The organism is Streptosporangium sp. NPDC048047 (assembly GCF_040653115.1).
Taxonomy (GTDB): Bacteria; Actinomycetota; Actinomycetes; order Streptosporangiales; family Streptosporangiaceae; genus Streptosporangium.
This window is the reverse complement of the sequence record NZ_JBEZNH010000058.1, coordinates 25314-46745: the sequence shown is the minus strand read 5'-3', so window position 1 is coordinate 46745 and position 21432 is coordinate 25314. Positions and strand designations below refer to the sequence as shown.

Annotated in this window: 21 protein-coding genes; 12 read left to right on the top strand and 9 right to left on the bottom strand. The window is 70.8% G+C overall.

Annotated elements, in window-relative coordinates; all coding sequences use genetic code 11:
• Positions 1-329: 329 nt before the first annotated feature.
• The 6 genes from AB0D67_RS32685 to AB0D67_RS32660 form a co-directional block, all read right to left on the bottom strand.
• Positions 330-764, bottom strand: coding sequence for an NUDIX domain-containing protein (locus tag AB0D67_RS32685; RefSeq protein ID WP_362944589.1), 435 nt, complete (start codon positions 762-764; stop codon positions 330-332).
• Between the two features lie 154 nt (positions 765-918).
• The gene (locus AB0D67_RS32680; RefSeq protein WP_362944587.1) at positions 919-1596 is read right to left on the bottom strand and encodes a class I SAM-dependent methyltransferase; all 678 of its coding nucleotides are present in this window, start codon (positions 1594-1596) and stop codon (positions 919-921) included.
• A gap of 143 nt (positions 1597-1739) precedes the next feature.
• On the bottom strand, positions 1740-1886 hold the full coding sequence (locus tag AB0D67_RS32675) for a hypothetical protein (RefSeq protein ID WP_362944585.1): 147 nt from the start codon (positions 1884-1886) through the stop codon (positions 1740-1742).
• Positions 1883-2509 (bottom strand): HAD family phosphatase, encoded by a 627-nt coding sequence (locus tag AB0D67_RS32670; RefSeq protein WP_362944583.1) that lies wholly within the window; start codon positions 2507-2509, stop codon positions 1883-1885. The genes AB0D67_RS32675 and AB0D67_RS32670 overlap by 4 nt, the downstream gene beginning before the upstream one ends.
• A 105-nt stretch (positions 2510-2614) precedes the next feature.
• Positions 2615-3241 (bottom strand): 2'-5' RNA ligase family protein, encoded by a 627-nt coding sequence (locus AB0D67_RS32665; RefSeq protein ID WP_362944581.1) that lies wholly within the window; start codon positions 3239-3241, stop codon positions 2615-2617.
• A gap of 12 nt (positions 3242-3253) precedes the next feature.
• Complete coding sequence (locus AB0D67_RS32660; protein WP_362944579.1) at positions 3254-4723, bottom strand: hypothetical protein; 1470 nt, start codon at positions 4721-4723, stop codon at positions 3254-3256.
• A 352-nt stretch (positions 4724-5075) separates the two neighbouring features.
• Here AB0D67_RS32660 and AB0D67_RS32655 point away from each other — a divergent pair, with 352 nt between their 5' ends.
• The 11 genes from AB0D67_RS32655 (at position 5076) to AB0D67_RS32605 (ending at position 15778) form a co-directional block, all read left to right on the top strand.
• Positions 5076-5309: a hypothetical protein gene (locus tag AB0D67_RS32655; protein WP_362944577.1), complete on the top strand. Its 234-nt coding sequence runs from the start codon at positions 5076-5078 to the stop codon at positions 5307-5309.
• A gap of 172 nt (positions 5310-5481) precedes the next feature.
• Entirely contained in the window at positions 5482-5832 is a 351-nt protein-coding gene (locus tag AB0D67_RS32650; RefSeq protein ID WP_362944575.1) for a hypothetical protein, read from the top strand.
• 198 nt (positions 5833-6030) lie between these two features.
• Positions 6031-6630, top strand: a complete 600-nt coding sequence (locus tag AB0D67_RS32645) for an ATP-binding protein (protein ID WP_362944573.1) — start codon at positions 6031-6033, stop codon at positions 6628-6630.
• 180 nt (positions 6631-6810) lie between these two features.
• A complete protein-coding gene (locus tag AB0D67_RS32640) occupies positions 6811-8358 on the top strand; it encodes a hypothetical protein (protein ID WP_362944571.1) in 1548 nt (515 codons plus the stop codon).
• Positions 8355-8999: a hypothetical protein gene (locus tag AB0D67_RS32635; protein WP_362944569.1), complete on the top strand. Its 645-nt coding sequence runs from the start codon at positions 8355-8357 to the stop codon at positions 8997-8999. Before AB0D67_RS32640 ends, AB0D67_RS32635 begins: the two co-directional genes overlap by 4 nt.
• Complete coding sequence (locus AB0D67_RS32630) at positions 8996-9808, top strand: methyltransferase domain-containing protein (protein WP_362944567.1); 813 nt, start codon at positions 8996-8998, stop codon at positions 9806-9808. Before AB0D67_RS32635 ends, AB0D67_RS32630 begins: the two co-directional genes overlap by 4 nt.
• Positions 9805-10641, top strand: a complete 837-nt coding sequence (locus AB0D67_RS32625) for a hypothetical protein (protein ID WP_362944565.1) — start codon at positions 9805-9807, stop codon at positions 10639-10641. Before AB0D67_RS32630 ends, AB0D67_RS32625 begins: the two co-directional genes overlap by 4 nt.
• Complete coding sequence (locus AB0D67_RS32620; protein ID WP_362944563.1) at positions 10638-11567, top strand: GNAT family N-acetyltransferase; 930 nt, start codon at positions 10638-10640, stop codon at positions 11565-11567. The genes AB0D67_RS32625 and AB0D67_RS32620 overlap by 4 nt, the downstream gene beginning before the upstream one ends.
• 11 nt (positions 11568-11578) lie before the next feature.
• On the top strand, positions 11579-12691 hold the full coding sequence (locus tag AB0D67_RS32615) for an aldo/keto reductase (RefSeq protein WP_362944561.1): 1113 nt from the start codon (positions 11579-11581) through the stop codon (positions 12689-12691).
• Positions 12688-13512, top strand: coding sequence for an endonuclease/exonuclease/phosphatase family protein (locus AB0D67_RS32610; protein ID WP_362944559.1), 825 nt, complete (start codon positions 12688-12690; stop codon positions 13510-13512). Before AB0D67_RS32615 ends, AB0D67_RS32610 begins: the two co-directional genes overlap by 4 nt.
• A 91-nt stretch (positions 13513-13603) precedes the next feature.
• Positions 13604-15778 (top strand): hypothetical protein, encoded by a 2175-nt coding sequence (locus tag AB0D67_RS32605; RefSeq protein ID WP_362944557.1) that lies wholly within the window; start codon positions 13604-13606, stop codon positions 15776-15778.
• Positions 15779-15798: 20 nt separating this feature from the next.
• Here the strand turns inward: AB0D67_RS32605 and AB0D67_RS32600 are convergent, their stop codons facing one another.
• On the bottom strand, positions 15799-16416 hold the full coding sequence (locus AB0D67_RS32600) for a hypothetical protein (RefSeq protein WP_362944555.1): 618 nt from the start codon (positions 16414-16416) through the stop codon (positions 15799-15801).
• A gap of 582 nt (positions 16417-16998) precedes the next feature.
• Between AB0D67_RS32600 and AB0D67_RS32595 the strand changes: the two genes are divergently transcribed.
• A complete protein-coding gene (locus AB0D67_RS32595; protein ID WP_346022181.1) occupies positions 16999-17313 on the top strand; it encodes a hypothetical protein in 315 nt (104 codons plus the stop codon).
• An 84-nt stretch (positions 17314-17397) separates the two neighbouring features.
• Here the strand turns inward: AB0D67_RS32595 and AB0D67_RS32590 are convergent, their stop codons facing one another.
• Together AB0D67_RS32590 and AB0D67_RS32585 are read right to left on the bottom strand one after the other, a co-directional pair.
• Complete coding sequence (locus AB0D67_RS32590) at positions 17398-18063, bottom strand: recombinase family protein (protein ID WP_346022182.1); 666 nt, start codon at positions 18061-18063, stop codon at positions 17398-17400.
• Between the two features lie 196 nt (positions 18064-18259).
• Positions 18260-21280: a Tn3 family transposase gene (locus AB0D67_RS32585; RefSeq protein ID WP_362944552.1), complete on the bottom strand. Its 3021-nt coding sequence runs from the start codon at positions 21278-21280 to the stop codon at positions 18260-18262.
• Between the last annotated feature and the right edge of the window lie 152 nt (positions 21281-21432).

Here is a 21432-nt window from a genome sequence, read left to right as displayed (position 1 = left end):
CCAAGTGGCCCTCGAAGTCGTCGACATCTGGCTCTCGAAGTCAGTGACGTAGCCAGCGCCCGGCGCGCCGAACGCCAGGGCGGGCGTGACGTGCGAGGTGCCTTTCGCTGGCCGATGACGACGGGGTCATCGCGTCCTGGCCGAAACTGCGGCGGCTGTCTTGTGCCAGGGGATCGTCTTCAGCGCCAGTGCCGTGACCTGGGATGAGGAATTTCACGTGGCGAAGCGCGCCCGTGAGGGGCAGGCATGTGCCCGTCGGGCAGGGCAGGCTCCGCCATTGGATCTTGCTCAGTCGCGAGTTTGGCGATTCGGGCGGTCATCGCGTGCGGTCAGTCGAAGAGCGCCCCGAGTAGCGCACCTTGGCCGGACTGGAGGACATGAGCGGCTTCCAGCGGGATCCAGAAGCACTCGAAGTTGGTGGGGTCCTGTTCGCCATCGTGGAGTTCCTGGCTGGCCCATCGCTCTGGGGTGGGCTCGGTGAGCTCCAGGTGGAAGACGTGGCGGCGTTGGATCTCGAAGCGGTAGGGGCTGATGTCGTAGGTGACCTCACCGAGCTTCCGGAGGATTCTGAATCGGGTGAAACCCGTCTCCTCCCGTGCCTCGCGAAGGGCGGCGTCCTCCGGTGTCTCCTCCGTCCGGATGCTTCCGGCGGGGACTTGAATTCCGACCTCTTCGTAGCTGAAGTCGGTGTGCCGGAAGACCAGCAGTCGTCCGTCACGAACGATGTAGCACAACACTTTGTCCTTAACGATCTTTTCCGTCATGGGTTCCCTCTCGTGCGGGAGTGAGCATCGCCGCGGCGAGCGCGATGGCGTCGGGGTATTTCGCCGCGTCGATGTAGGCGTCGTGGTCGGTGGCGATGCCGCGTCGGTGGTTCGCGGTCTGCAGTTGGAGTCCTTCGCAGACCCCGGCGGGCGCTCAGGCCCCGCTGCGTCCGGCGGGGGCGTCATAGACCAGGGTGTACCGCCAGAACAGGCGGCGCCGGATCCGGGCGCCGGGTAGCTCCCTTGCGGCCGCGGCCCGGATGTCGGTCAGGGTCTCCTGCGGATCGGCGGTGGGTGCCCTCATGTGCAAGGGCGGCGCATCGGCGCGGGCCGGGTGCTTGATCAGCCCCATGATCGGGTTGGCGACCATGGCCGGTAGGGCGGCGATCAGGTCGGCGGGCCCGGCCTCCCGGTAGCAGCCGACGACCACGAGGCGCCCGCCGGGGGTTAGACAGCCGCGCAGCTCCCGCAGGGTGGGCGCCAGCGGGAGGTGGTGCAGGACGGCGACGAGGGTGACGGCGTCCCAGCGCCGCTGCGGGTCGCGGCCGGCGAAGTCGGTGTGGACGATGGTGACTGCGGGGTCGTGGGCGAAGTGCTCCGCCGCGATGCGGGCGGTCGCGGGGTCGGGTTCGAGCCCGGTCACGGTGGCGGCGCGGCGGCGGAGCAGGGCGGCGAGGTTGCCTGTGCCGCACCCGAGGTCGAGGACGTGGCGGGCTCCGCAGGAGGCCACCTGGCCGCTCACCTTCAGGTCTGGCACACGGTGCCGACGCGTCACCGCCGCGACGATCACCTGCATGTCGTCCTTACAGGAGCGGCGGATCACCGTAGCCATCGGAGGTTGAGGCTGTCACGCGGAGCGGGCATCCTCACGCCACTCGGGGGCCAGGATGGAGTGCACGATCGAGTCCCGCCACCGGCCGCCGACCTTCAGGTGTCCGCGGATGCGGCCCTCCTCCACCATTCCGGCCCGGCCCATCACCCGGGCCGACGCCTCGTTGGCAGTAGCAGCCGTACGACATCACCGCCGAGGCCCTGGCCCCACTGGTCGGCCCGCAGCGCGAACCCGATCTGGCCGCTGCTCTGCCCCGGGTGCTGGGCGCCGGTGCCCAGGCGGGCGATCAAGGGGCGACGGAGGGGAGCGGCAGTCCCAGCAGGGCAGCCACCCGACGGGCGGTGCCGGGCCCGTCCGCCAGGACGGTCTCGATGCCCAGCGTCCGGGCCGGGAGGAGGTTGGCCGGGTGGTCGTCGACGAACACGCACTCGTCGGCCGCCAGGCCCATGCGCTCCAGGGTCAGCCGGTAGATCCTCGGGTCCGGCTTGGCGACGCCTTCGGCTTCGCTGATCACGTGGTGGTCGAACAGGTCCCACACGCCGGTGGCGGTGTAGGGGTCGTACGGGTCACGGCCGTAGGAGTTCGACAGCAGCGCAACCGCGAGGCCGGCCCGGCGCGCCTGGCGGGCGAGCTCGACCATCGACGGTTCAGCGCACACCGCGGCGTGGGCGCGCCCCATGAGGTTGTCCGCCGCCACCCCCAGAAGCTCCGCGGTGGCGGTGTTCCACGCCGCCTGGGTCATCCGCCCCAGCTCCAGCTCCACATACAGGGCCCGGCCCGCGGGGTGGTCGGCCAGTGCGTTCGCCCAAGCGTTGACGGGCAGGCCCTCGCTGCGACACCAGGTGTGGATGGACTCCCGCAGGGGAACCGTCATCACGCCGGCGAAGTCCAGGATCAGGCCCCGGTACGGCAACGCGCCCCCCTCTCCACGGTCTGGCTTTTAACAGTCGGCAGGGGAAGTCGTCAAGGAGTAGGGGTCCGGTGGCTGGGAGGCCCCACTAGCCTTTCCCCTGCTCGGTCACCTGCCCGGTGACAGCGGTACGGTGGCGTAGGTCTCCCACTCGTACATGCGCCGGTCCCGGCCCAGCACGATCAACTCCGCACTGCGGATCTGAGCCAGCGCCGGAGCAGCACCGACTGCGTCCAGGGCAGCTGCGACCGGTGCGGTGGGCCCGACTGCGTTGCTGTAGGCGATCGTCACGTGCGGGGCGAAACCGTCAGCCGGTTCGGGGACCTGCTCCCATACCTCGCCGATCGCCTCGCGGACCGCGGATCGCACGGCGGCGGCCGGCGCAGTCGGAGTTCCTTCCCAGCGGATCGCCTCAGGAGTGATCTGCGGCCGGTCGAGCTTCAGCTCGAACGCGGGGATGGCGGCCAGGCGGATTGTGGCCGCGGCGACGATCGCTCGCACGTCGTCCTCGGATACCTCATCGACGAACCCGAGACCTTGCATGGTCAAGTGCAACCACCGGTCCGGCACCAGGTCCAGTCCCGCCACATCCTTCAGACCCTGGCGGTACTGCTCGGCGATCCGGTGTACGTCCGGCGCGTCGTCGAAGGTCATGTGCCAGGTATAGAAGCGGCGCCCCTGCTTCCAGCCAGGCCGCCACCACCAGTGATCCGCCATCCGCTGTTCATCGCTCATATGGTCCTCCCATCAGATCGCTTCTTCTGCCCGCGAGAGGGCAATCACTCGCGGAGCCGACTGCAGGCACCACTCCTGAATCGCCGTCTGCAAGCCGGCCGCCGGCGTGCTGTCGGCCACGGCGGAGCGCGCCAGAGCGGCACCTAGCTCTTGCACTCGGCGAGTCACCGGCTCCAGCCGCTGCTGCGGAGGGAGCGCGAAGACCGGACGTAGCGCCTCAGCGGCTCCGTCCGGCTGCCGCAGTGTCAGGTGCGCGGCCGCCTGAATGATGCGGACCTGCGCAGCCGTGCCATAGGCATGCGGTTCCCGCCGCGCGAAGGCCGCTTCTGCTTGGCGCAGTGCCTTGTCCGGGGAACCGATGCGCAGCAGCACCGCTGAGGCGTAGTTCGCCCGGCGAAACTCCGAGCAGGTGAAGAGCCCGCCGATCTCGTCGGCGCCAGCCATCTGGTTATGGGCATCGGCGGCACGCAGGACCGCCGCATGGGCCTCCTCGGCCGCGCCCAGCAGGGACCAGGCGTCGGCCTCCTGGGAGGCGAGCATCGCCTCGACGCTGCCCTGGCAGGTGTAGGTAGCACCGCGGCGGGCGTAGTTGATGGCCTCATGCAGCCGCCCGTCCCACATGGCGACCTTGCTGCGAGTGGACAGCACCCACGCCCGCAGCTCGTTGCTCCCGGCGAGCTCCGCGCAGAGCCAGGCCGTCCGGCCTTGAGTGTCAGCGCCCCGCACCTGACCCAGGTCAGAGCTGATCCATGCCAGCAACGCGCACAGGTATCCGGCCACGGCGTACAGCTCGATGGACTGCCGCGGGGACTGGTGGCCCTCCAGCAGAGCGAACACCTGGTCACGTAGTCGACGAGCCTGGCCGAACACTATCAGCGGATCCTCGCTGAGGTAGGCGGTGGCCAGCATGCGGGTATCGGCGAGCAGTTGCTCCAGCGCGAAATCTCCGACGTTCGTGGTTTCGGCCCAGGCTGCCCACGCGGCGGACTCCGCCGCCGCGGCACGCACCAGCTCAGGCCCGGCCTGCGGTGTGCTCTTCGGTTCGATCTCGGCTGGGACGGACGGAGATTCGGCGGGCGGTTCAGGCCGCTGCAGAAGGAGGAGTTCCTCAGGCGGGAACTCCAGCCGGTCCTCCAGATCCAGGAGGTCCTCCACTGCGCACCCGTAGATGTCGGCCAGCAGGGTGAGCACCCGTAGCGTGGGCCGACGCCCGGCCCGGTCCGGCCAACGCTCCCATTTGCCGACCAGAGAGGCGTCACAGGCCAGCGCGCTACTAGGACGGGCAGCGGCGGCCGCATCCACCCGGTCGGCGACCTGCTGGAGGGTCCACCCGTGGGCGTGGCGCCACGCTTCGCGGGGCCGCATTCGCCAGCGGGCCCGCATCTCGACGACGATTTCAGCCCGGCTGCATCCGGCGCGCTGCATCCGTTCGCGCAGAGCCTCACGTTCGGCTTTGGCGCCGGGCTTGGCACGTGGTGGCATCGGCCGCTCCCTGTGGCGGTGGCATCTGGCATCACGGTAACCGGCTGCGACCCGCTGTCACCGGCCCCATCGGGGACAGGCTGTCCAAACCGCGCCCGGTAGGACGCCGTTTCCGCAGGTAGTTGGGCTGCGTGGCGTCCAAAAGATATGGACACCATCGCCCGTGACCTTGAGTAGTTGAGCTGGAACTGTAGGGATATCCCGCTCACGCACTTCCGATCCTCTACGCACGGACGCTCAGGAGGTGATCATGATCCACGAGACGACTCCGGCCAGCACAACCGCTGAGAGCCTGACACTCCTACGCAACGCTCTGGCGAAGAGAGGTATCCACACGGAGGACGCCGACGTCATGGTGACAGCCGACGGCCGCCCCACGCTGAGTCTCGCGCCGGGCCTGCTCGTCTGGAGCGTCCCGATGCTGTTCCTCTGGTTCACCGCCGGTGGCATGGTCTTGCACTCTTCGGCCGACCCGACCGGTGCCGCTGATCTCCTGGCGGCGCTGTTCGACCAGGACCCGCGGCTGCGGCAGCAGCGGGAGTACCTGCAGATGCTCCTGGAGCCCTCCGGAGGTTTACCTATCTGACCTTCAGCTCTGGCGGGCTCCGTGTCGGCCGTGGCTCACGCCCCGTATGCCCGACCGCCGGGCGGCCGCCAGAGGCGCGGCCCCGGGATGATCACCGGCATCCGTCGCCGGAAGACCCCCGGGGCCGCCCGTCTCCTTCACCCGCTCTCACCGCACGAGAGGACCAACCGGCATGTTCTTCCCGCCACCGGGAACCGCTGCGAACGAACAACTCCAGAAGCTCAGCGGATGGGGCAAGTCCACCCTCGCCCTCGACCAGCTCCAGGAACTGCTCACCGACCACAAGATCCCCGCGGAATCCCTCCGACAGGACGGCCAGCCCTACCTACTGGTCAGCGGGAAGGTACTTGTGTGGACGGGCTACACCGCCGAGGTCTTCTATTGGGGCACCGAACCGGGGCGCTCCGCCGAGAGCGCCCCGAGCCCCAACATGCTCGACATCGCGCGCCGGATCGCCGCCCAGGTCTCACCTGCCTCCCGGCCGATCAAAGGTGAGGGCAGAGATGTCGTCACCACCGCCTGAGCAACCGCCCGGCGACTATCGAGCTGGTGAGGTGGCCGGCCGGTGGTGGTGGTTCCCCGCCTGGTTCGTCCTACGGCTATGGCCGGTTCCCGGCCGCAGTGGTGCCCTCGCCGCTGAACAGGTACCCCTTCATGCTGGCCCGCCCTGGAAGAGCAGGTTGTCCCCATGCGCTCACCGTTTGGCCCGTATGCCGGGCCGTTGAAGGAGTTGTCGCTGGCCGCGCGTCCTGAGGCGGTCCCGCGGGCGCGGGAGCTGGTGCGCGGAGCCCTGGACGGATGGCAGCTGCCTCAGCTGGCCGACAACGCGGCGCTGGTGATCTCTGAGCTGGTCACCAACGCGGTCAAGGCGATCAGCGGCCCGGCTGGCGAAAATGCTTGCGGCCTCGCCGAGCTCGTGCCCGTGGTGTGGATGCGCGTTCGCCGCACCCGCACGCGGGTGCGGCTGGAGGTATGGGACGGCGAGGCGGCTTTGCCGACCTCGACCCCGTCGCAGGTGTCGATGCCGCCCGACATCGAGGACATCGCCCAAAGCGGTCGCGGTCTGGCGCTGGTGGACGCCTACAGCACCGAGTGGGGAATCGACGACTGCCCGAATGGGAAGATCGTCTGGGCTGAGCTGGTCGTCCCGGTGCGCGAGCGCCGCGCTCCCGGTGCCCCTGAGCGGCAACGTCGCTCACGTGAGGGCGCGCCCCGGTGCGGCGTCGCGGCGGCGGATCCGCCGATGGCGGATGACGAGCTGGTCGTGGGTCGTGTCCTGGCGGTGCTGCCCGGCTCGGGCAGAGGAGCTCCGGCCGCCTGAGGAGTCCGCCGTCCACGCCCCATCCCTTTTTGCGGGAGATCTCGTGCCCCTCGATGGCGAACAGAGCACCAAGCGGGCGGCTGCCTGCCTGCGAAACCTCATCGAAGCGTTCGACGCGCATGCAAGGTCATCGGCGTCCGTCTCGGCGGCGCCCCGCCCGTCCTCGGTAAGGAGCTGCTCGTGAGAAGCGTCGTAGCCGCGTCCGGTCCCCTCGGCGTGAGGCCCGGCCACCCGCAGGCGCCCACGTGCGAGGTGGCGGTGGTGGAGCTGCAGGGGGAGGGAGCCGACCTGCCGGTCGTTTTCGCCGCGATCATCGACGCGCTCGGCGCCGTCGCCAGTGTGGAGCACGTCAGCGGCGGCGGCGCGCAGCGGCTGCTGCGCCTGGGCGGCGGGGCACGGGCACGGTTGAGTGGCGGGCGGCCGCTGGAGGCCAAGGCCGCCGCACCCGGCGCGCTCACCGTCGCGCTGGTGCTGGAGGAGCACGCTGGGCTGGCCCCAAAGCAGGTGCAGGCGATCTTGCGGGCGGTGCAGCGGGTGCCGTTCACCACCCGCGAGATGCGGGCGCTGCGGGCGCAGATGCCGTTGACGGCCGGGCTGCCGCACTTCGTGCCGCCGGCGTGCCTGGCCGGGGTGGCGCCGGTGCTGACCGTCCACCACATGAGCGACTTTTTGGTGATGGCCGAGGCCGTGCAGGCGATGGGCGTGCCGGCCTCAGCCATCACCGTGCTGGACAAGGGCTACCGCTACCGGCTCACCCATCGGGTGGATGCGCACCTGGCCGCAGAAGGCATCGCGGTGTGGCCGTGGACCCGCTCAGCCGAGGCGCTGGCCGACCATGCCCGGCGCGCCGGCACACTCGGGCGCCGGGGTCTGCTGATCGACGACGGCGGCTACACCCTGCCGGTGCTGCTAGGCCAGCGCCCCGATCTGGTCTCGGCGTTTTGCGGCCTAGTCGAGCAGACGACCTCGGGCATCACCCGGCTGGAGCCGTGGGGCACCGACCTGCCGCTGCCGATCTTCTCGGTGGCCGAGTCCCGGACGAAAGCCACGATCGAGTCCTACGGCATCGCCGATGCCGCCGTCCGCAACGTGCTGGCGCTGCTGCCGCAGGAGAAGTTCGAGGGCCAGGCCGCGCTGGTGATCGGATACGGGCGGATCGGCGAGCAGCTGGCTGAGGTCCTGCGGAGCCGGCGGATGCAGGTGGCCGTCCATGACGAGCAGCTCGTGCGGTTGATCGCTGCGCACGAGCGCGGGTTCGTCACCGGCCGGTGCCTGAGTGCGCTGCTGCGCACCCACCGGCCGCTACTGATCGTCGGCAGCACCGGGCGCACCAGCGTGCGCGGGGAGCACGCTGATGCGCTGGAGCGGGACTGCTATCTGGTCTCGGTCACCAGCCGGGATCGTGAATTCGCTGTTTCTGAACTCGCCGCCGAGGCCCGTGAGGTCGTCGACGCCGGGATCGTCGGCACCCGGCTGCGCCTGGCTTCTGGCGCCAGCGCCGTCCTGGTCGGTGACGGTTTGCCGATCAACTTCCACCACGCCGAGTCCCTGCCCAACAAGTACGCCGATCTGGTGCTGGCCGCGCTGCTGGTCGGCGCGGCCACCCTGGCCGCCCCCGATCCCGGCTTCGCCCCCGGGCACAACGTGGCCGCCACCGACCGGGTCCTGGAATCGTGCGGGCTGCTGGAGCGCTACTACGCCCGCTTCGGCCCGAAAGCGGCCCGGTGAGCGGCGCGGCGATGGAGCGGTGCTTCACCGCCGCTGATGCCGCGCTGCTGGTTCCCGGGGTGGTGGCCAGCGCGGACGGCCGGCGTATCTGGTACGTGCGGCGTGATGCGGTGGCGGCGGTGCGCGCCGCGCTGGCCGTGGCGCGCCGTTCCTGGGTGCAGGCCGTCACCGTGGTGCCCGAGGCGGCCGACGCCGCGCAGATCGGGCTGGCGCTGGTCTTCGCCGAGCACCTGCGCGCCGTACGGCGCCGGCGCGGCGTGCCCGGCGTGTGCGTGACCAGCCCGCTGCCGCCCATCCTGCCGAGCGCGCGGGTGCGGCGGCTGCCGCACCTGGTGGCCACCGTCGGCCCGGAGGGGGTGCAGGACGTGGCCGTGTGGGAGATCATGACCGCGAACCGGCTGGCCGCCTGGTTCGGCCGCCACACCATGGACGTGGGTGTCCTCGAAGCGTGGCTGCCGCGCCTGCTCGCGCTGCGCCGCACCATCCGCGACGGCCATCTGCCCGAGGGCCCGGCCGGGCGGGCGCTGGCCGAGCTGCTGCGCGAGCGCTACCTGTCGACCCGGCTTGTCGTCGAGCACTCGCACCTGTTCGCTGACCTGCTGGATGATCCGTCCACCGTTAAGGAGGCTCCTGCGTCATGAGCGCCAACACCTGGCTGCCCGACGGTGACCTGTCGGCGGCCTATGCCCGCCACGGCGCCACTCTGCGCGGCGCGCTGCGTCACGCGCTGGTCGCCCGCGCCCTGCTGGCCCACCTGCCCGGCCAGGGTCAGCGGGTGCTGGACGTCGGGGGCGGCGACGGCCATCAGGCCGCCCAGCTGGCCCGGGCCGGTCACCGGGTGAGCGTGCTGGATCCGGACGCCGGCATGCTGGAGCGCGCCCGCCAACGCCTGGCCGGTGAGCCCGAGCCGGTCCGGGCCCGCATCACGCTCATCGAGGGCCGCGGTGAGGACGCGGCCGAGCTCGCCGGCGGTGACTTCGACCTCGTGTGCTGCCACGGGGTGCTGATGTACCTGGAGGACCCGGTGCCGCTGCTGACCGCGGTGGTCGCCGCGGCCCGGCCGGGTGGCCTGATCTCGGTGCTGACCAAGAACGCCGACGCGCTGGCCATGCGCCCGGCCCTGGAAGGCCGTTGGGCCGACGCGCTGGAGATGATGCGTGCCCGCACCGAGGTCGGCAACCTGGGGGTGCGCACTCGCGCGCACACCGTCGCCGACCTCCACGAGCTGTTGAGCGATCTCGGCGTCGGCGTGGTCGCCTGGTACGGGGTGCGCGTTTTCACCGACCACCTGGGTGAGATCCCGGTGCCTGAGGGCTTCGACCAGATTCTGCAGGCCGAATGGGAGGCCGGGCGGTGCGATCCCTACCGGGGCGTGGCGCGGATGATCCACCTCATCGCCTCCACCGCCGCCCCCGCCGCGAAAACGATCGAGAAGGATGCGGGCGCGTGAGCCAGGCCGCGTGCGTGCGGGTGCTGAGCATCAGTGGCGCCCTGGCCGCCGCCCGCCGCCAGTGCACCCCGGAGTGCTTCTGCTACCACGCCACCTGGCGGATCTTCCGCCTGGCCGGGCTGAAGGGCAATCCGACCTGGCACACCGGCTTCTACGCCCGCGCCTTGGCCGAGCACCCGGTGCGGCCGCGCGCCCGGGTGCTGGTGTGCGGATCATCCGATGAGACCATGCCGCGCGTGCTGGCCGCACTGCTGGACAACCCGGTGCTGATCGTGGCCGATGCCTGCCGGACCCCGCTGGCGCTGGCCGGAGCCTGGGGCCACCGCACCGGCACCATGATGGTCACCGTGCGGTCGCGGGCCCCGCACCTGGAGGGCATCAGCGAGAGATTCGACGTGATCGTCACCGACGGGCTGCTGTCGCTGCTGCCCAGCGCGGCCGACCGCCAGGCGCTCATCGCCCGGCTGGCCGGCCTGCTGGCTCCCAGCGGGCTGCTGCTGTACACCACCCGCATCGCCGGAACGTCCGGGCGCCTGGAGTACGACCGGATCGGCCGCCTGGTCCAAGCACTGGCCGCGGCCGCCTGGCCCGGACCGGCCGCCCAGTGCTACCGGCTGGCCCGCCACCGGCTGCGTGCCGCCTCCCGGCCGAGTCCGTTCGCCACCCCCGGCCAGGTCGCCGACGCCTTCCGCAGCGGATTCGGCCAGGTGCGGCTGTTCACCTGCGCCGCCCCGGCGAGCACCGCGCTGGGCCTGCATCCGGCCTCCTGGGTCGGGCGCGTCAGCACATGTGCCGCCGTGGCCGCCACCACACCGCTCGGGAGCCGCCCATGACCACGCTGCCGATCACCGTCACCCCCTACACCCCCGGCGCCCCCGGCCTGGACGCCCAACTGGCCTGGGTGGGATACATGGCCATGTTCGGCTGGCCGGACCAGCGGCCGGTGACCGCCCGCCTGGTGCGCTCGCGGCTACGCCCGCAAGGCGGCGGCGCGACCACGACGCTGCTGCTGGCCCGCACCCCCGATGGCGAACTGGCCGCAGCGGCGGCGCTGCGCTACCCGGCCGCCCCCGGCCTGCCCGCCCGGCTGTGGGGCCCGGCGGTGCACCCCTCCATGCAACAACGCGGACTGGGCACCGCGCTGGTGCAGCGTGCGCTCGCCGCGGTCGACGACCCGGCGATGATCGTACGGACCGCGGAGATCCCCGCGGTGCGCCGCCACGCGTGCACCTTCTTCGAGAAGATCGGCTGGGAGGTGCACTCCACCGCCGCCCTGCTGAAAGCCCCCACCGGAGCGGCCTGGCCCGTGCCGGGCGTACGGCCGCTCACCGCGGACCAGGCCCCGGCACTGGCCGAGCTGTACCACGCCGTCTGCCCCGAGCACGGCTGGGGCGTGGCCGCCGACACCTACTCCCGCTGGAGCGCCGACGAGCGCTTCATCGGTGACGGCCTGCTCGTCGCCGAGGACGCCGGACGTCTGCAGGCCGCCGTCCTGGTCTACCCGCTGGCTCACTCCCACCCAGGTGAAGCGCCCGAGGCGCTGCTGGCCGATGTGCTCATCCATCCCGGCGCCGACTTCGCAGCCCTGGCCCGCCGGATGATCACCGCAGGACTGGGCGCCGGAGCCCGCGCCGGAGCCCGGGTGGCCCGCGCCGTCATCCCGGCCGGCTCGCCGCTGCTGGCCGAGCTACGCGCCGCCGGATTCGCCGACCTCGACGAGATCTGTTACTACCAAGCCCCCATCCCGATCCCCCGCTGAGGAGCCCACCTGTGACGTCGTCTTCTCTCCCGCTGGTGCAGCGGAGCCTGGGCCGCTGCGGCATCACCGTGCCCGCGCTGGGCATCGGCTGCTGGGCCATCGGCGGCCCGGCCGACAATCTCGGCCTGCCCATGGGCTGGTCCACCGGCGGCTGCGAAAGCGCGGCCATCGCCGGACTGGAGACCGCGTGGTCCTTGGGCGCGCGATTGTTCGACACCGCCGACGTCTACGGCCTGGGCCGCTCCGAGCGCCTGCTGGGCCGCCTGGCCGCCCAGGTGCCTCGTCGAGACATCGTGCTGGTCTCCAAGGTCGGCTACCTCACCGACGACGCCGCCGAACACGCCTTCGCTCCCGATCACATGCGGCGCCGCCTGGAGCAGACCCTCACCCACCTGGGCACCGACCACCTGGACATCTACTTCCTGCACAACGCCAACTTCGGCCCCGATGATCGGTGGCTGGAGCCCGCGGCCGAGGCCATGCGCGCCTTCCAGCGCGAAGGGCTCATCACGGCGATCGGCATGCGCGGCCCGCACCGCTTCGCCCGCGACCGCATCGACGCTGCGCCCAGCCGTCGCGGCGACAAGATCACCCGGTTCCAGGAGGTGTTCGCCGCCGTTGAGCCGCAGGTGCTGGCCGTACGGGACAACCTGCTGTCGCCGCCCGGTCGCGCGGAGGGCATTTTCGCCTTCGCCGAGCGGCACCGCGTCGGCGTGCTGATCAACAAGCCGCTTGGTCAGGGCCTGCTCACCGGCGCCTACGACGCGGCCGCGCTGCGCGCGTTCGGGCCCGGGGACCACCGCGCCCGCAAGGCGTGGTTCACCGACCCGGGTGCGCTCACGCTCATCGCCGACGGCCTGCAGGAGCTGCACGCCCTGGTCGGCCCGCACCGCCAGGACGTGATCCGCATCGCGCTGTGGGCGTGCCTGGAGCGCTACGCCCACGCCGCCGTGCTGGTCGGCTTCACCACTGCTGAGCAGGTCCGGCAGAACCTGACCGCCCTGGGCGAGCCGCCGCACCCCGATGTGATCGCCCAAGCTCGAGCGATCATGGGCCGGGTACAGGAGAAGCTGGACGCGCGCGGGGAGGTCTTCACCGACGAGAAGACCGGAGCCGCCCGATGAACCCTGCCGGTGAGCAGTCTTCCCTGTTCGCGCCTGCGAGCGGCGAGTACCGGGGCGTGCCGGGACGGCTGCGGGTGCTGACGTGGAACCTCCAGCGCGCCAACGCCGCACGGTCGGTACGCCAGGCCGACTGGATCGCCGCCCAGGACGTCGGCGTCGCGGTGCTGACCGAGGTCGCCCCCGGCGCGACCGCCATCACCCAGGCGCTGAGCGAACGCGGGTTCACGGTGCACGTCCCCGCGGGCGGCGGCGACGATTACCTGACCGTCATCGCCTCGCGCGTCGGCAAGGCCGAACCGGTGACCGACATCGCCCCGGCGCACCTGCCGCACCGGTGCGCCATCGTCCGCCTGCACACCGACGACGGCCCCACCGTCTCGATCGTGGGCCTGTATGTGCCCTCCCGCGGCCCCAAGCAGCGGCGCAACGTCGACAAACGTGCCTTCCAGGACGCGGTGGCGGCGATGCTGCCGTCGCTGGCCGACGACCTGGCGGCCGCCGGGCCGGTGGTGATCGCCGGGGACCTCAACGTCGTCGAGCCCGGCCACCGGCCGCACCACGCGGTGTTCGGCGCCTGGGAGTACGCCTTCTACCGGGCCTTCTCGCTGGCGGGCTACGACGACGCCTTCCGCCGCTGCTGCCCCGAGGACTTCGACTACTCCTGGTACGGCCGCGCCAGCGGCGCCGGCTACCGCTTCGACCACATCTTCTGCTCCCCTCCGGAGGCCGTCACGAGCTGCTGCTACCTGCACGATCCGCGCCTGGCCGGGCTCAGTGACCATGCGGCGATGGCCGCCACCCTCACCCTGGCCGCGCGCTAGCTGCTGAACGCGTCCTTTCTCCCGCTGCGCCGGATGAGGCGCCGCGGGACGGTCCCCTCATGCCTTTTCACCTTCGTCGTCGGAGGTTCGCATGCTTTCGTCCACCCCATCGGCCGTCGATGTCCGTCGCGGCCATGACCGGCTGCTGACCGCCGTCCGCGCCCTGGTCCCGGTCAGCGCGGAGCAGGAATCAGCCCTCCGGGCCATCCCCTACAGCCAGCCCAACCCGCTCGCCCGCGCGGTGGCCGACCTGCTGCCAGGGCGGCGCGTCGTGCTCACCGGCACCCTGGAGCAGCGGCTGCTGGCCATCAGCTCCCCCGGCCCGGGCCCATGGCTGCTGGCCAGCCTGGACCGCCTGCCGCACACCGCCCGCACCTGGCCCGCCTGGGCGCGCGAGCACCTCACCCTGCACACCCCGACGAAGTGGATCAGCGAAGCCGACCTGGATGAGCACGCCGAACACCGGCTGACGCGGCCAACGATCCTGCTGGCGGCGCTGTATCGGCGCGAGCACTTCCCGCTGCCGCGCTTCCCGCTGGCCATCTCCGATCTGGCCCGCGCCGCCCGCGCCACCTTGTGCGGTCATGTCGAGCTGATGGACATGCAGCTCGGCACCGACCTGGAGGACATCATCGCCGCCGTGCGGCTCCAGCGGCCCGACATCGTCGGCATCTCCGCCACCTTCGGCCAGCACGAGCTGATGACCACGCTGCTGGACGCCCTCGCCGGCCAAGCCCCGCCCGCCGGCGGCGGGCCGCTGGTGCTGGCCGGCGGCAGCCTGACCGCCCGCAACGAGGCCCTTCTGCTGGAGCGCTACCCGCACCTGCTGATCGCCCGTGGCGCCGGCGAGGCCACCATTGGCGACGTTATCGCCCACTGGCACGGCGATGTGGAGCGCGAGCAGATCCACGGCATCGGCTACCAGGGCAAAGCCCGCGGGACCGGGACGCTGACCATCGCCCGGCGCCGCACCGCCGTCGTGCCCAACCGGGCGCTGGAGGACTTCTTCCCCGAGCTGGACCTGCTGCAGCCGACGTTCGCCGCGCGCGGGGTGGCACAGCTGGAGATCTCCCGCGGCTGCACCAACCGGTGCTCGTTTTGCCCGCGCGGCCACAAGGGCACCTGGGCGAGCGGCACCCCCGATCGGCTGCCGTGGCTGCTGGCGGCCCTGGATGCCGAGTTCGCCCCTCACCCCGAGATCGCCCGCGTGCTGTACCTGGTCGATGAGGAGTTCATCGGCGGCGAGGACAACGCCGTGCCGCGGGCCCTGGCCGTGGCCGACACCATCCACCGCGCGAACTTCGCCTGGGAGACCTCCTGCCGCGTCGACCAGGTCGCCGACCCCGCTCGCGACCGCACCTGGCACATCGAGCGCGGCCACCTGTGGCGCGCCTTGGTCCAGCTGGGGCTGCGCCGGTGCCTGTTCGGCGTCGAATCCGGCGTCACCTCCGTCTTGACCCGGTTCAACAAGGAGACCACCGGCGATCAGAACGCCACCGCGATCCGCACCCTGTCGGCGCTGGGGGTGCCGACCCGCTTCACCTACATCACCTTCGACCACCTCATGACCCAGGCGGAGCTGACGGCCACGCACGCCTTCCAGGCCCGCACCGACCTGCTGCTGAAGCCGCTGCCGCACCTGAGCGTCGCCGAGATCGTCGACGGCGTGCGCGATGAGGACTTCATCACCGCCCACAGCGCGGGCCGCCCGTTCTACTCCGGTATCTCCTACATGCTGGTCGGCATGGAGTGCCTGATCGGCGCCGCCTACACCAACCAGGTGCGCGCGGCCGGCCTGGCCGGACGCGCCGATCCGTCCATGGGCCGCATCGAGGCCCGCTACGCCGACTGGCGCATCGGCGCCTGTGCCGCGCACGCCCAGCTGTGGATCGACCGCAACTTCGCCCTCGACTACACCCTCAAGTCCCTGGAGAAGATCCTGGGAGGTCAGGCGCGCCAGGAGGTCCGCGCCGCCCGGGTGGTCATCAAGGACGCCGCGTTCACCGTGCTGACCCGCATGCTGACCCTCATCGCGGCTTTTCCCGCCGAGACGGGTGCGGCGCAGCAGGGCCGCTTCGCCGCCGCGCTGCAGGCGCTGCTGGATGAGCAGCTTTCCCGGCTGCGGGAGCGGATGGGCCCGGTCGTCGGCCTCCTCGCCGCCGCGCTGCCGCCGGACGTCGGCTCGTTGCTGGAGGCCGAACACGCCCGGTGGGCGGCCTCACACACCTGGACGCTGATCAACGCCGCCGACCCGTGCGGCACATGAGACCGGCGCGCTCGTACGGCTCAGGTGATGGGCACCCAGTTGAACTCCGGGCAGAACCGGGCGTAGGTGACCAGCTTCCAGGCCGCATAGTCCTCCAGGCGGCCCGCGCGGCGCAGCAGGTATTTGACCCAGGTGTGAGCGATGCGCTCCGGCTCGCTCATGCCGGTGGCGATCTCGTTCAGCATCCGGCAGGCGACGGCGAAGTCTTCTTCGGTCAGCGCCGACAGGTCGATCTCCACCCCGCCCGAGGTGAAGCCGAACACCAGCCGGGAGGTGTCGAAGCGGGTCTTGCGCTCGCCCAGGAACGTCGCGTGCCCGTCCAGGGCCGCCATCAGCCGGTCGCGCTCGGCGACCGGGTAGCCGATCCCCAGGTCCAAATCGCTGGTCTCCAGGTTGGTCTGGATGCCCAGCGACCCGACATCGCGCGGCACCCGCCCGGTCCAGGCGGTGATCTGCTCGGTCACCGCCTGCCGGACCGCCAGCAGCCGGGCGTCCTCGGCGCGCCGCTGCTGCCAGAACCGCTCGGCCCGAGCGAACTCCTCAGCGCTGAAAACGCTCGGATCGGCCCAGCGCGCGTCCAAGATCGCGTCCAGGTCCAGGCTCGTGGGAACGTCCGCCATATCCATCTGATCGGCCACCCGGCCAGGGTAGCCACACCCGCCCCTGGCGTTCCGGCGCTTTCACCGATTCCCTCCCTTCACCGGTGGCGGATCGGGCTGCCGTTGCCGCGGCGCGGCCCGCCGCAGGGGGGCGGCCACCCTTCACCTGCCCCTCCTCTTGCGGAAGACGAGAACGGAACCTCCCCCCGCTCACCGGTCCTGGGGGTGTGCTCGTCGGCGGCGAAGGCCCAGCCCGTGTGGTCGTCCCCGGGCCGGGGGATCCCGTTCGCGCAGTCACTTCCACGGGCGCGCGCACGCCGGCGGCAGATCACCATGGATGAGAGGCGGCCGCCGGAGAGGAGAATTCCGTTGTCTCCTCCGGGGCGGAGCCGATTCGGGGGGCAGACCAAGTAAGCCGGAAAGGGCTAATAGCCGTTCCGGTGGTTGAGAGCTGATCTCAGTACTGGTCTTCCGGTAGCGGGAGCTCGGGGCCTGACCGGTATTCCTGCGAGATTGAACGCTAAGGACTGCTCAGCTTGGCCGTAGCCGGTGCCCGCCTGGTGGCCGTGGTCTACCCGGCCATATCGTTTGTTCTGCCACATGCCGGGCAAGGGTCCGGCCTTGAACCGGGGGCAGATCATCGACGGGACAGGCGGCCCCGGCTCCGCGGGGTGGTGGGAGAAAATCGAGCGGGAACGCGCGGAGGCGTTGGCCGCGCTGGAGCAGGTACGTGCCGAGGCCGCCCAGCGGCTGGAGGCCGCGAGCGCCGAGGCGCAGCGGCGCATCGACGCCGCCGAGCAGGAACTCACCGAGGCGATCGCCACGGTCGAGCGGGTCCGCGACGAGGTGACTGCGCTGCTGGCCCAGGCCCACCGCCAGGCCGCCGAACGCCTGGATGCCGTCCAGGCGCAGCTTCATGATCCCCCTGATCTTTAAGCATCGCTTTCGTGGTCACGATCCGCTGCGTGGACCCGAGTGGGGCCATCCGGGCTGACTCGCTCCCGGTGGGGTGGGCGCGGATCACCGGTTGCCTGCTTCCAGCCCGGCCGGGCGGCGGGCGGCGCGCAGCTCACGCAGGTTGGGGATGTGGTTGTAGAGGGTCCCCGGGCTCACGCCGAGGAGTTTGGCGATCGAGGTCACGGAGTGTTCGGGGTTGGGCAGCATGTCGCGGGCGGCGCGCAGCAGGTCGGGGGTGACCACGCTGGGGCGGCCGCCGACGCGGCCGCGGGCTTTCGCTGCGGCCAGGCCCTCGCGGGTCCCGGCGACGATGAGTTCGCGGATGAACTCGGCCAGGGCGGCGAAGACGTGGAAGACCAGGCGTCCGCCCGGGGTGGTGGTGTCGAGGTTCTCGTGCAGTGAGGTGAAGCCGATCTCGCGGCGGCGCAGTTCGCCGACCATGGCGATCAGGTCGGCCAGGGAGCGGCCGTAGCGGTCCAGCGAGGGCACCACCAGGGTGTCGCCGCCCGTCAGGAAGGCATGGCAGGCCTCCAGCTCGGGCCGCTCGGCGGTTTTGCCGGACTTCTTGTCGGCGAAGATGCGCCGGCATCCGGCGGCGGTCAAGGCGTCGATCTGGCGCTCCAGCTTCTGTCCGCCGGTGGAGACGCGGGCATACCCGATGCGGATCTCGCTGGGACGGGCGGGGAAGGCGGCCAGCAGGTCGGCGGGCGGGCCGACAGGAGTCGTCATGCCCGTCATGCTCTCAACAAACGGTCCTCGGGGGTTGTTGAAGCAGCAAGGTTTTTGAAGGAGTTTCTGAAGGGTTTCCAGGGCCCGCGGACACCCTTCCGGAAGATCGTCAGAAAACGAAGGTTTTTTGAAGGCTTGAGCGTGACGTCAGGCTGCGCGTGATCAAGCTGGGCCGCCCGAGCACCACCGGTCCAGCTCAGGCAGCGAGGTCGAGCACAGTGAAGTCGACCTCTTTCAGCTCAGGGTTGAACGCCTCAGGCTCCACCCCCATCTCGTCGGTGGCATAGGCGCCGAACCGGCTGATGTGGGCGCGCAGGTAGGGCGAGATCGCGCCGAGCTCTTCGGCGGTGATGGGCCAGCCCTCGGCGATGAGGGTGCGCACCACCTCCATCAGGTCCAGGGCGTTGTGGAAGATGACCAGGTTGGCCAGCAGGGTGTTGAGCTTGATCAGCTTTTCCTGCTCGTCGGGGTCGTTGTGGGTGATCACGCCGTTGTTGCCGAACCCGAGCCACTGGGAGAAGGCGTTGTAGGTCTCGACCTTGTTGGTGGCCGCGGTGACGCGGGCGCGTAAGCCCGAATCGGCCAGATACCGCAGCAGCGCCACGGTGCGCACGCTGCGGCCGACCTCGCGAAAGACCTTGTAGATGCGGTTCTTGCGGGAGTTGGAGCGCAGTCGCCGCATCAAGGTGGCCGAGGACAGGTGGCCTTCGCTGATGGAGATGGCCACCTGCATCAGGTCGCGCCAGTGCCGCTCGATCAGCTCCCAGTCGATCACGTTGCGGCCGCGTTCGCCGAACAGCTCGTCGATGTGCGGGTAGATCAGATGCGGGCCGGCGCGGAAGAAGATCAGGTCCTTGAAGTTGCGGATGCGCGGCATCAGGTCGAAGCCGAACAGCGTGGCCAGGGCGAAGACCGGCGTCGACTGGCCCTGGGTGTCGGCGTGCACCGTGGTCGGCTGCACCTCGGAGGTGTTGGCCAGCAGCCCCTCGATCAGGTGCACCGCCTCCCACACCCCGCACGGGATGAACCGGGAGAACAACGCGACGTAGGTGTCGGAGATGTAGTGGTAGGCGATGCCGCCGACCCCGCCGTAGCGGATGGAGGTCTCGGCCAGCAGGTTGTCGATGTAGGTGTCGACCTGGGTGCCGTCGGAGGCCACCGCGCTGCCGTCCCCCCAGGCCCTGACCACATCCAGGTCGGCGAAGGCGTTGACCACGCAGGCGATCGCGGCGTTCAGCTTGGCCAGGTCGATGTGCCGGTTACGGATCATCGACAGCTCGCGGGCCGAGATGCCCGACAGGTGCTTGGCCGCCTCGTACGGGCCGACGTTGATGCCGCCGGTGAACACCGCCAGCGAGTAGCGGCCCAGCGGATCTTTGATCTTCGGGTCCGAGCCGGAGGCCGGGCCGAAGTGGTGGTGCCAGCCCAGCCAGTGCGCGGTGCGCGCCACGATGGACAGCAGCGACCGCTCGGGCATGCGCCGGGCGATCGCCGCGGCCAGGTCCTCGGCGGCCTTCGGCGCCCCAGGGCCGCGGCGCCGTTTGAGCGCGGGCGTCCCGTCCTCGGTGATCGTCAGGTCGGTGTTGTCGGCGTATCCGGCGTCCAGGTGCGCGGCCGCGTCCAGGTGAGTGCCGCGCAGGTGGGCGATGAAGCCGGCCGCGGTGGGCGGCAGGCCGACCTGGGCGCAAAACCCCTCCAGCAGCGGCTCGCACTCATCCCACGCCAGCAGGTTGGCGCTCCAGTCGGCGTACTCGTTCGAGCCGATCACCGCGATGTCGCCGGTGCGCAGTTCCTCGGCCAGGTAGGTGAAGACCATCGCCTCGAAGTGGCGCCGCGCCACCATCCCCGGGTGGCGTCGGTCGGTGATGGCGCGCCGCCAGTTGCCCGAGGCGAACATGATGCCCGACTCGCCGCCGCCGGTGCCGACCGGCGGCGGCAGCGGGATGAAGTCGCGCCGCTTGGCCTCATGGGCGCGGGCGTGCTCCAGCGCCACCAGCACCGAGTCATCGCGGGAGGTGGCCTTCAGCTGAAGTTTGGCGACCAGGTCGAACATCACCGCCCGGTCCCGTTTGAAGAACCGGTGCGCCAAGACCTCGTAGTTGTCGCCGTGGAAGGCCGCCACCTCCTCGATGTCGGCCAGTTGGGCGGCGAACCCGCCGGCCTGGCGCACCGCGTCGACCGCGCGCTCGGCCCCTCGGTCCGCGTTGGTCCCGTCGGGATCGAGGTGCTCCAGCACGGTGCGGTAGGTGCCGATCAGCCGCTCGCTGACCGTGCGCTGGCGCTGCTGGATCTCCTCCAGCTGCGCCTTGGCCTTCTTCAGGTTGGCCGCCACCCGCTTGCACAGCATCTCGGCCAGGTCGTCACGGGCCCGCATCCGCGCGGTGTGCAGCAGGCACGCCAGCAGCGCCAGCTGCTTGACCGGCCCATAGCGCGACAGGGTGTCGGCGTCCTGGGCGTCGGCCTCCCCGGCGAAGTCAGCGATCTTGGTGGGGGCGATGCCCTCCAGCCACGCCTCCGTGTCCCCCAGAGCGTCGATCTCCTCCAGGTAGTCGGCCTGTTTGCGGAATCTCGCCCAGCTCGCCCGCTGCGCCGGTTTCTTCAGCCGGTTGAACAGCGTCTTGCCGTCCGGCCCGGTCGTGGTCAGCAGGGCCTGTATCCGCTGCCGGTCGTCGGCGCCCATCCGCTGGTGGATGCGGGTGAACATCTCGGCGTTGACCCGCGCCCGGATCCGGGTGGCCATCTCATCCAGCGTGGTGAAGCCCGGCAGCTCCAGCGAGGCCTCGACCAGCCGCTCCAGCGCCACGTTGATCAGATCCGGCGGGTTGTTCTTGGCCAGCGCGGCCTTCTCCATAGCCCCGGCGGCGACGGTGCGGGCCCGGGCCTTGTCGTAGGTCACTCCCTGGCGAGCCCGGATCTTCTTACGGTGCCACTTGGCCGTGCTCGTGGCCCCGTGATCGGGCTCGATGCTCTTGGCCAGCCCCAGGCAGCGCCGCACATGGTCGACAACGGCCTCGGGAACCTCCTCCGCAGCAGGAAAGCGCGCCATCTTCTGAAAGCACTTCAACGCCAGCACCAGCGCGAACAGCGTCTCGGGACTCCTGGCCAGCTCTTGTGCCCAGCCGATCTCCTCGGCCGTGGGAGTGAAGAACACATGCAGCACCCGCGCCGAGGTCAGGCGCTTGAACTGCGGGTAGGCGGTCCGCTCGATCGACGTCACCGGCGAGCCCTTTCCGGTTGATCATCTCCAGAACCCGCACACCATAGCGACAGATGATCACAAAGCGCCCCGCGATTCATCAAACCGTAATCGAATCAGCGCAGACCGTCACACCTCGGTCGTTGTCACGCCCTCTGACCAGCCCTATTAGC